General features: G+C 61.5%; 9 protein-coding genes and 1 pseudogene. 8 read left to right on the top strand and 2 right to left on the bottom strand.

Annotated features, from left to right (window positions below; genetic code table 11):
- The first annotated feature begins 173 nt into the window (after positions 1-173).
- The 8 genes and pseudogenes from AC1Q7H_RS39185 to AC1Q7H_RS39150 form a co-directional block, all read left to right on the top strand.
- Complete coding sequence (locus AC1Q7H_RS39185) at positions 174-764, top strand: RBBP9/YdeN family alpha/beta hydrolase (RefSeq protein WP_492378689.1); 591 nt, start codon at positions 174-176, stop codon at positions 762-764.
- On the top strand, positions 761-1240 hold the full coding sequence (locus AC1Q7H_RS39180) for a carboxymuconolactone decarboxylase family protein (protein WP_211983039.1): 480 nt from the start codon (positions 761-763) through the stop codon (positions 1238-1240). The genes AC1Q7H_RS39185 and AC1Q7H_RS39180 overlap by 4 nt, the downstream gene beginning before the upstream one ends.
- A 286-nt stretch (positions 1241-1526) precedes the next feature.
- Positions 1527-2537, top strand: a complete 1011-nt coding sequence (locus tag AC1Q7H_RS39175; RefSeq protein ID WP_492382481.1) for a Bug family tripartite tricarboxylate transporter substrate binding protein — start codon at positions 1527-1529, stop codon at positions 2535-2537.
- 610 nt (positions 2538-3147) lie between these two features.
- A complete protein-coding gene (locus AC1Q7H_RS39170) occupies positions 3148-4311 on the top strand; it encodes a porin (RefSeq protein WP_492382482.1) in 1164 nt (387 codons plus the stop codon).
- Between the two features lie 633 nt (positions 4312-4944).
- Entirely contained in the window at positions 4945-5925 is a 981-nt protein-coding gene (locus tag AC1Q7H_RS39165) for a quinone oxidoreductase family protein (protein WP_492382480.1), read from the top strand.
- Positions 5926-6002: 77 nt separating this feature from the next.
- Positions 6003-7070, top strand: coding sequence for a beta-keto acid cleavage family enzyme (locus AC1Q7H_RS39160; RefSeq protein WP_492382479.1), 1068 nt, complete (start codon positions 6003-6005; stop codon positions 7068-7070).
- A 223-nt stretch (positions 7071-7293) separates the two neighbouring features.
- The gene (locus AC1Q7H_RS39155) at positions 7294-8286 is read left to right on the top strand and encodes a Bug family tripartite tricarboxylate transporter substrate binding protein (RefSeq protein ID WP_211983047.1); all 993 of its coding nucleotides are present in this window, start codon (positions 7294-7296) and stop codon (positions 8284-8286) included.
- Between the two features lie 468 nt (positions 8287-8754).
- Positions 8755-9117 (top strand): annotated as a pseudogene (locus AC1Q7H_RS39150) (hypothetical protein); the annotation flags it as partial.
- Between the two features lie 73 nt (positions 9118-9190).
- On the opposite strand, the gene AC1Q7H_RS39145 reads toward AC1Q7H_RS39150, so the two are convergent.
- Together AC1Q7H_RS39145 and AC1Q7H_RS39140 are read right to left on the bottom strand one after the other, a co-directional pair.
- Positions 9191-9721 carry a carboxymuconolactone decarboxylase family protein gene (locus tag AC1Q7H_RS39145; protein ID WP_492382478.1) on the bottom strand — a complete coding sequence of 177 codons (531 nt, stop codon included), beginning with the start codon at positions 9719-9721 and terminating at the stop codon, positions 9191-9193.
- 67 nt (positions 9722-9788) lie between these two features.
- Positions 9789-10915: AraC family transcriptional regulator (locus tag AC1Q7H_RS39140; protein ID WP_492382477.1), on the bottom strand; the 1127-nt coding region annotated here is incomplete at its 5' end.

Raw genomic sequence — 10915 nt, 5'->3', positions numbered from 1 at the left:
CTGGTGCGCATCTCGCACGAACTGGGACGGGGCGTCGCGTCGGCTCAGGAGGCGCGCGCAATCTTCAAGATCGGCACGCAGTACCAGACGACCGAGCAGACGCTCGCCGAGTTGCGTTATCCCACCGCACGTCGTCCGACCAGGCCGGCACTGGCGGAACGCAAGGTGGCGGCATGAAAGACCTTCATGAAGTGACCGTTGTCACGGTGCCGGGGCTGCGCGAGGAAACACCGGCGCACTGGCAGGCGCTGCTGGCCGGCGAACTGCCCAACGTGCGCTCGCTCCCTGCGCTGGGGCGCACCAACATCGACCTGAATGCGCGGGTCGCGGCGATCGACGCCGCCGTACTGGCTGCGCCGGCGCCGGTCATCATCGTGGCGCACAGTGGCGGATGCATTGCGACAGCGCACTGGGCGCGCCGCACCGGCCGGAAGATCCTCGGCGCCCTGCTGGCGACGCCGCCGGACCTGGAGCAGCCTCTGCCGCCCGAATTCCCTGCGCTGTCGGCTTTCGCCGAAGCAGGCTGGGCACCTATGCCGAAGGGTCCGCTACCTTTCCACTGCATCGTGGCGGCGAGCCGCGACGATCCGCTGGGAGAGTTTGCAAGGGTGGCGGACATGGCGTACGGCTGGGGCGCGGAGCTGGTCGACTTGGGCGAGGTCGGGCATCTGAACCCAGCGTCGGGCTATGGGCCATGGCCCGCAGCATACGCGCTGATTCGCAGGCTGGCCCAAAGCCGAGATGAGTCGGGAGTCCTCGCATGAGCCCAAGCCAAACGCCCACTTGTGATGCCTTGCGCGCGCAAGGCCACTGGAATCCCGATTGGGACGCCATGGCGTCTCTGGCGCCGGACTGGACCGAGCAGTTCATGCGCATGGTCAGCTTTCCGCTGAACTCCCCCGCGCTCGACTCGCGGACCTTCGAGCTGGTCTGCATCGCGATCGACGCGTCTGTGACCCACATGTTCGCGCCCGGCACGCGACGCCACATTCGCCGAGCGCTCGATCTCGGCGTGAGTGCCGACGAAATCGTGGCCGTGCTGCAGCTCACCTCCACGCTGGGGTTGCACACCATGAGCCTGGCGGCGCCCCTGCTGCAGCAGGAGCTGCGCGAGCGCCAGGCCACGGCCAACGAGCGGCATGAACCTCGTTCTACCCTCTCAGGAGACTGCCTTGAAAACCACCAGCAACACGTGCATCGACCAGCAGGGGAGCCGCATGACCTCGGTTCAGCAGGTTGAACAACTCGCGCGCATCGCCAACGAGTTGGGCCAGCGGCAAGGAAGCGCGGGAGATCTAAAAGGTTGGCGTGCAGTACAAGACGATTGATGAAACGCGGGCCATTTTGGCATGGCACCCAAACGCAAGCCCGGGAAGCGGCGAGGTCCCCGTCGCGGGTAGCTGGCCTGTGCCGTTGGCATCCTCTCTCGAAGAGGATTGCCGCTGGAACCTGGATCGCTGAATTCCAAGCGTCGGGGCTCGTGGATCGGTTACTGAATTACCTCACTGGATATTTGAAAGGACACGATGACTCTTCCTGACAAAAAGACACTGAATACTGTTCGCCGTAGTCTTGTGCGCGCCGCGATGGCCGGATTGTTTGCGGCTTCGACGTCGATCGCTGTGGGCCAGCCTCTGGCAGATCGCCCCATTCGCATCATCGCCGTTGGCACGCCGGGAGCGACGGCGGATATTCTGGCGCGAATAGTGGCCGACTCCTTGACCAAGAGTTTGGGGCAACCCGTCGTCGTGGAACCCAAGCCAGGGGCGGGTGGTGCCGTGGCCATGGAAACCTTTTTGAGAGCGCCTGCAGACGGACACACCTACCTGCTGTCCATCAGTAGTCTGGTTTCCGAGCTGCCCTACACGTTCAAGCCTAAGTACGATCCGTTCACAGCGATTCGGCCGCTGGTCGAACTGGGAAGCATGGGCGCGATGCTAGTGGGCAACTTCAACCTGCCACCCAAAAACTTTCAGGAGTTAGTTGCCTATGTGAAGGCCAACAAGGGGAGGATCAATATTGGGTCGTTCTCGCCGGGAACGATATCGCACATACTCGGACTTCAATTGAACCAACTGGCGGGGCTCGATATGAATATCATCCAATACAATGGGTCCACTCCCGGATTGGTGGATGTTATGGCGGGGAACGTCCAGTTTCAGATGGATGTGCCATTGACTTCCGTGCCATTGATCAAAGCGGGAAAACTCAGGCTATTCGCCGTCAGCTCGCCCAAGCGCTCCGAATTGATGCCAGATGTCCCGACTTTCGCCGAATTGGGGTATGACGCGATGACACGGACCTCCTGGATGGGACTGTGGACGCTCCCTGGTGTTTCGGATGCGATCCAGCAACGTATCCGGAGCGAAGTTTTGAAAGCGTTAAATACGCCAGAGATCGGCGAACGGCTCTCCTCGCTAGGTCTGAGTGTGACTTCCAAAAATCCGCGCACTCCCGAGGAATTGTCCATGAGCTTGAAAAAGGACTACAAAACAACGGGCGAAGTGCTGCAAGCGGTGGGCTATAAGCCTCAGTAAGCGTTTTGGCGGACCTTTCTGGCATTCGTGAGGCGTCGATCTTTGAGAGAAGGACGCCGTGAATCAGGGCGCCGGAAAGCCCTTCGCCAGGCCGTCATGATCGCTGACAGGTTCTAAGGGTGTACTCGGCGAGTGGGGCGCCGACAATGTCGCCAGCCACCTGCCGCTGCGGCGACTTGGCTACGACGAGGACCTCAAAGGGACGGCATTGCTTTTTGCATCTGCGGCGGGCAGGCACATCAAAGCGCTGGCGGTGGCGGTGCCAGCAGTGTCATCGTTGGGTGACGCGCACCGACGCGTGTCAAAAAGCGCAAGAGTGGAGATTCGACGATCGGGCGATCAAAGGAGAGCTTTTGGGACCGCCCGGCATCATGGCCCGGAGAGCAGGCTGCCCCTCCGGCTGCCGATCGAAGAGGCACCTTCCTGACATGGCAGTGCTGGTTGCTTATATCACCGGCGGATGACTGGAAGTCCATGTGAGCGCATCGTCCGATGCTCACCAATACAAAGACCGAGGAGAACAAAGTTGGGCAATAGCAACAGCAATGCCATAGGGTTTGATCGAACGTCTCAGCCAGTTCGGCTAGGCAGCAACGACCTCGCCGCGAAGATGAAGAAGACGGGACTGGTCCTGGTCATGCTCGGCGCAGGATGCGGTACGGCGCTGGCTCAGACCAGCGTCACCCTGTACGGCGTTGCCGACGCCGACCTGGAGTTTGCCAACCACGTGGGCGTGGCGCCCGCACCGGCCAATGGCTACAATCCCGGCATAGGCAATAAGGTCTACCGGATGAACTCGGGCGGCTTGTCCGGCTCGCGTTGGGGCTTGCGAGGTACGGAAGACCTCGGTAGTGGGTTGTCGTCGCTATTCGTGCTGGAAGGCGGCTACAATCAGGACGCTGGCACCTCGCAGCAGGGCGGCCGGCTGTTCGGTCGCTCGGCGTACGTCGGCCTTGCGAGTAAGAACTATGGACAGGTGGCCTTTGGCCGGCAGTACACGTCGCTGTTCGACACGATGTCGAACTTCGTGCCGGCGCTCTACGCCACTTCTTATGAGCCGAGCGCTTCGCTGCTGGGACCTAACTATCGTGAAGACAACACGGTCAAATACAAGGGCGCATTCGGTCCGCTGACCGCATCGTTGCACTGGTCATTCGGCGTCGGTCTGGCTTTGCCACAGACGAGCCCGTTGCTGGTTGCCGGTGGCGGTAACGGTGAGGTGCCTGGTCAGTTCCGTCGGGACACTGGTTATGGCGCGGGCCTGTCCTTTATCGCCGGTGGCATCGGCATCTCGGCAGGCTACGACCAGTTCAACCCGACATTTCGCAGCGACACCGGTACCTTCAAGAACGCGGCAATTGCAGGGAGCTATGCCTTTGGCAATGCCAAAATCATGGGCGGTTATCGCTGGGGTCAGAACCGGGGAGCGAACGGCAGCATGGTCAAGCGCGACGACTACTACTGGATCGGCGGGCAATATCAGTTCACGTCGGCCCTGGGCTTGATCGCGGAGTTTGCCTACGACAATATCAAAAACCTGTTCGGCAACCAATCGATACCCAATCCCTGGCAGATCAACCTGATCGGCACCTACTCGTTCTCGAAGCGCACCGATGTCTACCTGACGGCGGCCTATTCGAAAAATGCAGGGCTGGGACTGGATTCGCTGGCCAACGGCTTCGCCAACAGCCTTGCGCTGGGCAACAGCTATACCCTCGGCCGGGGCGAGTCCAACATGCTGGGGGTCGCGCTGGGCGTGCGCCACAAGTTCTGAGTGCGCCGCCGGGAGACAGGCAAGGAGTAGGTGGTTCGAGTCCACTACGATGAAGGAAGCGAACCACATCGGCCCCGAGCCGTGCGCTGGCCACCGTGAGGTGGTCGGCGAAGCGTCGGTAGGGGAACGTATGGTCCAGCCGCCTGCGTGCGGGTACCGACGGGGGACGCGTGTCGCGCTCGGGCATGGCAGTAACGACCTAGGGATAACCCCTGGAATGGGCGGACTCGTCTGGGAAATGTGTAAGAGCCGCCGCCCCGCGCTCCGTGCGTGCCGCAATCAGCCCCTTGCGGACCGTCCGACACAGCAACGGCCGCCCGCGCCGCTGTGCCGCAAGACCCTCACCCATCGGTTCTTCCCGCGGCGCTAAATCTCCGAGTCCGCCGATATCCATCATCCGTCCGAAAACGGCATGAGCTGTTAGTTCGCGCTTACCGTTTGCACGCTGCCGACGCCAACGTGAGAGTGTCCCGGCTAACCTGTCCCTGTCATTAAAGGGAAAGTGCAAGACATACATGGTAAAGCGGCAAGTCGGACCAGGCCTGATGATTCGCCGCACAGGTTGTTCCTCCGGCGCGCTCGATGTGCAAGCCGCGGGCGCACTTTCATGTTGGATAGAAGACAGGAGGCGACATGGCGAAAGTCGTTAGGATTTACGAGACGGGCGGGCCCGAGGTCCTTCGTTTCGAGGACGCCGCTGTTGGCGAGCCGGGCCCGGGAGAGGTCCGCGTCCGTCACGCGGCCGTAGGACTGAACTTTGCTGACACATACTTCCGCAGCGGTACTTATCCGGTCCCGCTGCCCAGCGGCATCGGTAACGAAGCCGCAGGCCTGATCGAGGCCGTCGGGGCCGGCGTTACCCACCTGGCGGTCGGCGACCGCGTGACCTATACGGGATTTACCAACACGCTGGGCGCCTACAGCACGGAGCGGCTGATCTCTGCCGATCCTCTGATCAAGCTGCCGCAGGCAATCAGTTGCGAAGTCGCGGCGGCCATGACGATGCGGGGCTTGTCAGCGGCCTACCTGATGCGCCGGATCTACCCGTTCAAGGCGGGCGACACGATTCTGCTGCATGCGGCAGCGGGCGGCGTCGGCCTGATCGTCTCGCAGTGGGCGAAGCTGCTGGGCCTGACGGTGATCGGCACGGTCTCGAGCGAGGCAAAGGCGGAAGTGGCGCGCGCCCATGGCTGCGATCACACGATCAACTACAGCCATGAGGACGTGGCCAAGCGCGTGCGGGAACTGACGGATGGCGTGGGCGTGTCCGTGGTCTTCGATAGCGTGGGCAGGGACACCTTCATGGCCTCGCTCGACTCCCTCAAGCGACGCGGCCTGCTGGTTTGCGTGGGGTTCGCCTCCGGTCCGGTCACGGGTTTCGATCCGGCAATTCTGGCCCGCAAAGGCTCGCTATTCCTGACGCGCCCGGGCCTGGCCGACTATATCGCCGATCCGGCCGAGAAGGCGAAACTGGTCGGCGAGCTGTTCGGCCACGTGGCGGCTGGCCGCATCCACATCGAGATCAATCAGCGCTATGCGCTGGAGGATGCCGTACAGGCACACCGTGACCTCGAGGCTCGCAAGACCACCGGATCATCCATTTTTGTGATTTGACAGTTTCCCGGCCGGGAAACCCTCTCATCCGGTTCGACTTTCTCAATATTCAACATTCATCCTGGAGACCCATCACCATGAACTTCCTTGACGGCCACCTGTACCCCGAGAACCAGCAACCGCTGATCATCACCGCCGCTCCGTATGCGCCGGGCTGGATTCCCTCGGACTTCCCGGAAGATATCCCTGTCACCATGGAGGAGCAGATCCAGAAGGCGGTGGATTGCTATGAAGCGGGCGCCAGAGTGCTGCATTTGCATGTACGCGAAGCCGATGGCAAGGGAAGCAAGCGTTTGTCCATGTTCAACGAGCTGATCGCCGGAGTGCGCAGAGCAGTGCCCGACATGGTGATCCAGGTGGGCGGCTCCATCAGCTTCGCGCCCGAAGAGGGGCAGGCCGCGAAATGGCTGAGCGACGACACGCGGCATATGCTGGCCGAGCTCGATCCGAAACCCGACCAGGTGACGGTGACGGTCAACACGACGCAGATGAACGTGACGGAGCACGCTGGCCTGGACGACTTCAAGGGTGTGTCGCGCGGCTTCCCGCATCTCTACGACACGTACAAGGACATGATCGTACCCTCGAATCCCAGCTGGGCCGAGGAACATATCCGGCGCCTGACGGCCGCCGGCATCCAGAGCGAGTTCCAGGTTTACAACATCAACAGCTTCGAAACGATCGAGCGGATGATTCGCCGCGGCGTCTACAAGGGCCCGCTGGTGATGAACTGGGTGGCGATCAGCGGCGGCATGGATCAGGCGAACATCTTCAACCTGGCAAACCTGCTGCGTGCTGTGCCTGACGGCGCAGTGGTCACGGTGGAAAGTTCGGTACTCAATGTGCTGCCCATCAACATGATCGGCATGGCCATGGGTCTGCATGTCCGTTGCGGCATCGAGGATGTGCTCTGGAACCAGACCCGCACGGGCAAGATGAGCTCGGTCGAGCAGATCAAGCAACTGGTGCGCATCGCCGGCGAATTCGGTCGCCCGATTGCGACAGCGCAGCAGACGCGCGAGATCCTGAAGCTTGGCGTCTTCTACGACACTGTCGAAGAGACGCTTCAGGCCAATGGTTTCTCGCCCAACCGAAATGGCGGCCACCAGGGCTTCCTGCGCAAGTTCGAGAATACGCGCAGCTGAAGTTAGCCAACGAATTCTGGCGCGAGCAGGAGCCGGGGGCTCGCCCCGCCCTCGACTCATGCAGTTCTTCCAACGGTTCACGCAGCCCCTATTTCGCTGAGCGTTGCACTACCGCATCGGGCTGTGTGGCCTCGTCATTGGCGTTGCTGTGCTGCCAGGGCGATGCACGCGGAAGGAGCGCAGGTTAAACGATCGGTAACAGAACATCATATGGAGGGTGACAATGGCACATCGAATACAAAAGCTGTTTGCAGGTACGGTGGGTGCGGCATCGCTTCTGGCGTTGTGCGCTTCAGCGTCGGTGCGGGCGGAGGATGCTTGGCCCACGCGCCCGATTCAGATGGTCGTAGCATCGTCGGCAGGATCGGGAACCGATGCCCTGGCACGCCTGATGGCACAACGCCTATCGGTAGCGTTGAAGCAACCGGTCGTTATTGACAACCGGCCGGGCGGCAGTGGAGTCGTGGGGACAAACGTTGTCGTCAAGGCACCCGCCGACGGGTACACGTTGCTTTACACTACGGCATCGAACATGGTCATCGCCCCGGCCGTACTGAAGACAATCCCCTACGATCCGAAGAAGAGCCTTGTGCCGATCGCCGAGACGGCCGAGGGTGGGGTGGTGCTGCTGGTGAGCAACGATCTGCCGGTTCACAACTTGCCGGAGCTCATCCAGTTCGTGAAGGCGAATCCGGACAAGTACGGCTACGCCACCTGGTCTACGGGGTCTTCCGGACAGCTGATGATGGAATGGCTCAAGAAGCAGACCGGCATGAAGACCGATCATGTCCCATATCGGACTTCGAATCAGTTGTTGACTGACCTCGCTTCGGGTGTCGTGAAAATCGGCTGGACCGATCCCGGCGCGCCAGTCCCCTTCCTGCGTTCCGGGAAGGTTCGCGCCATTGCCATTGCGGGTAATGTGCGGGCACCGCAGATTCCCGATGTCAAAACCATGGGTGAACAGGGTTACAAGTTCGACGCGGTGGGCTGGTTCGGCGTTTTCGCACCGGCGGGAACCAACCCGGCAATCTTGAAGAGGCTGGCCGATGAGATCAACAAGGTCCAGAAATCTCCTGATCTTGCAGCCACGATGAAATCCATGAACTTCGGGCCGCCACCTGCGAAGACCTCGGAGCAGTTCCGCGACATGGTCAGCCGCGATCTGCAGCTCTGGTCGAAGATCGCGACCGATGCAGGGATCCAGATCGACTAGCGAACTATGCTGCGCAACACGGTGCTGCCGGCTTGCTGGTAGCGACGTGTATGAGACCAGACGCGATTTGACAGTGGATCTGACAGTGGTCGGGCTGCGCAGTGGGAGCAACCGACCCTGTCGGGGCATCTTGAAGCGGTCCGGTCATCCGATCTGCTTTCCCTGCAGGCTTGTAGCAAATTAAAACTTCGGGAACGGTCGACGCGCAATCGCCCCGCAAGGGCGAGAGCCGGCGCTCGTCCTCCAAATGCGCGGCTGTTCTGTGCAAAGGGAAAGTCGAATCTCCATTGGTCCCCTGGCATCACTTTGACCTCGTGGCAACCGAGCTTCACAAGGTTGGAGATTACAACAATGAACAGCCATGCTACGAAACGACAAGTCGCCCGGCGCGTCGAACTTATCAACCAGAAAGTCGCACACTGATTATGTATCTGGCGTTCCACGCTGCCATGCATAGTTGGCCAGGACATGGACTTACCAATTTGCGATACTACGCGCGTAGCTGCGGCAAGCGACGCCAATGTGAGCGCGCGGGCATCGCGGGTGATATCCCCTATTGATTCGAAGCCGGGCCGGCAGAACGGCTTGTTGCTCTCTATGCGGAATCGGACAGGGTCACCAATGAAGGCGATCAGGTATGAGAAACAACGGCGTGCGGAAGAGGTATTGGCATTCGGCGATCTGCCAACGCCGCAACCGGCACTCGGCGAAGTCCGCGTGCGGCTCCATGCGTCGGCGGTTAATCCGGCGGATGCAAACCGACGCGCCGGACGCATGAATGGTGGCATGGAATTCCCGCGCATCATTCCGAATAGCGATGGTGCGGGTGTGATCGCCGCGATCGGGCACGGCGTCGATCACAAAGTTCTCGGGTCGTGCGTCTGCGCCCGCGCCGGCGAGCAACTCAGCAGGCTTCAGGTTCGAGTTCGCAATCCAGCGAGTTTACGATGCGCGCCACCGCACAATAGAACGCGCCGGTCGCGAGCAGCTCCATCAAGTGCTTCTCTCCGAAGCGCTCCAGCAAGGCGTTCATGGTCGCCGCGGTCGCGCCGCCGGCATGCGTCAGGTCGTCCGCGAGCTGTAGCACCAGGGCTTCGTCAGCGTCGAACAGCGCGCCATCTCGCCCGTTCGGCAATGCGGCTAGCTGCGCCGGCGTGACGCCTTCGGCCCGCGCCATGTGCACGTGGTGTCCGTATTCGTACCTAGATTCGTGCCGCAAGGCGATCTGCACGATCAGCAGCTCGCGCAGCTTGCGCGAGACAGACAGGTCGTTGCGAAGGCCGCGCGAGCAAGGCGCCCAGGCCTTGGCGAGCGCCGGGGACCAGGCCATCATCCGCCAGACGTTCAGCACAGTGCCTTGCTGCTTCATCTTCTCGAAGACGTCCTTCAGTTCCGGGTCCACGGTGTCCGTATCGATCATCCTCATGCGTGCCATGCATTTGCCTCCTTCAGTTTGCAGTTTCCCGCGACAATCGAAATTATGACGATCGGCCGGTCGGCAGCTATTGATCAGCGGTCACATGGACTTGTTCTTTTGTCTCACGCTGGCGCGCCCGCCTGGATTGGATGAAGCTGGTGCCGAAGCTGGCCTGGAACCAGTGCGCAAAGGCGCTGGCTGAGGAGAAGCCGAGCATCGACGCCGCGTCTTCCAGCGGATGGTCGCTGTCGTCACGCAGCTTTAGCGCCCGCTCGCGGCGGACGGAATCCAGCACCGACTTGAACTGCTCGCCTTCCAGGCTCAGTTGCCGGTGCAGGGTCTGCCGACTGACACCCAGGTGCTGCGCCACCTTGTCGACCGTGCAACGGCCGCTGCCCAATAAGGCCGCGATCAGGTGGCGCACGGTTTCCCTGCACCCCAGTTTGCGTTGGTTGAGCGCGGAGTCCATGAAGCGGCGCGCGAAACTACCGAGCCCGGCCTGCGTCGAGGTCAGCTCACGGGCCATGTCGCTTGCTGCGCAGACGATTCCGTTGAAGGCGCTGTTGAACTCGATGCGCTTGCCGAGGAAGGAACGATGAAAGCTCAGATCCCGTGGCGGCCGATGGGCGAAGCAAACCTGACGAGGTTCCCATCTGGGGCCAAGAAGGTCGCGCAGCACCTGGAACATCACGCCGACCGTCAGCTCCATCGCCTGGCGCGTCGGGACCGACTTGCCCAGTATCAATTCCTCGCGGATGACGACAACGTCGTCCTCTTCATCCACCCGCGCCACCAGGGCGTCACTGAGCAAACGGTTGTAGCCCAGCAGCGTCTTGAGCGCTCCCAGCGCCGTGCTCTCCTGTTTGATCACGAGGCTGACAGGGCCGAGTTCCCAGATATGGCGGCGGCTGGCGAGCCTGAGGCCGAACGCTTCCATGTCCGAGGCTTGCGCGCAGTGGTTCAGCAAGCGGCACACCGCCTCCATGCCGATCAGGGTCTCGCTGTCGTCGAGACACCGGCGCGGCAGGCCCGCCTTGCGCATCATCGCCAAGGGGTCGAGTCCAGCCGACTGCGCCAGGTCGGCGAAGCCCGTCAGGCTGGCACTTCGGATGAGGTGGGGCATCTGGGCAGTGGACATTTTCGAAAGTTTTGGCCTGTTACTACTTATCAATTCTACGCGACAACGGATCAATTCTGCCGAGGCGGCGAGCC

This window comes from Cupriavidus sp. GW823-FHT06D04 (assembly GCF_058795055.1).
This window is presented reverse-complemented; position numbering and strand designations above follow the sequence as displayed.

Bases quoted from the DNA above. Each gene is read 5' to 3' on its own strand.
- AC1Q7H_RS39165 (WP_492382480.1), top strand. From the start codon at position 4,945: ATGGCGAAAGTCGTTAGGATTTACGAGACGGGCGGGCCCGAGGTCCTT.
- AC1Q7H_RS39170 (WP_492382482.1), top strand. From the start codon at position 3,148: ATGAAGAAGACGGGACTGGTCCTGGTCATGCTCGGCGCAGGATGCGGT.
- AC1Q7H_RS39180 (WP_211983039.1), top strand. From the start codon at position 761: ATGAGCCCAAGCCAAACGCCCACTTGTGATGCCTTGCGCGCGCAAGGC.
- AC1Q7H_RS39155 (WP_211983047.1), top strand. From the start codon at position 7,294: ATGGCACATCGAATACAAAAGCTGTTTGCAGGTACGGTGGGTGCGGCA.
- AC1Q7H_RS39160 (WP_492382479.1), top strand. From the start codon at position 6,003: ATGAACTTCCTTGACGGCCACCTGTACCCCGAGAACCAGCAACCGCTG.
- AC1Q7H_RS39185 (WP_492378689.1), top strand. From the start codon at position 174: ATGAAAGACCTTCATGAAGTGACCGTTGTCACGGTGCCGGGGCTGCGC.
- AC1Q7H_RS39145 (WP_492382478.1), bottom strand. From the start codon at position 9,721: ATGGCACGCATGAGGATGATCGATACGGACACCGTGGACCCGGAACTG.
- AC1Q7H_RS39175 (WP_492382481.1), top strand. From the start codon at position 1,527: ATGACTCTTCCTGACAAAAAGACACTGAATACTGTTCGCCGTAGTCTT.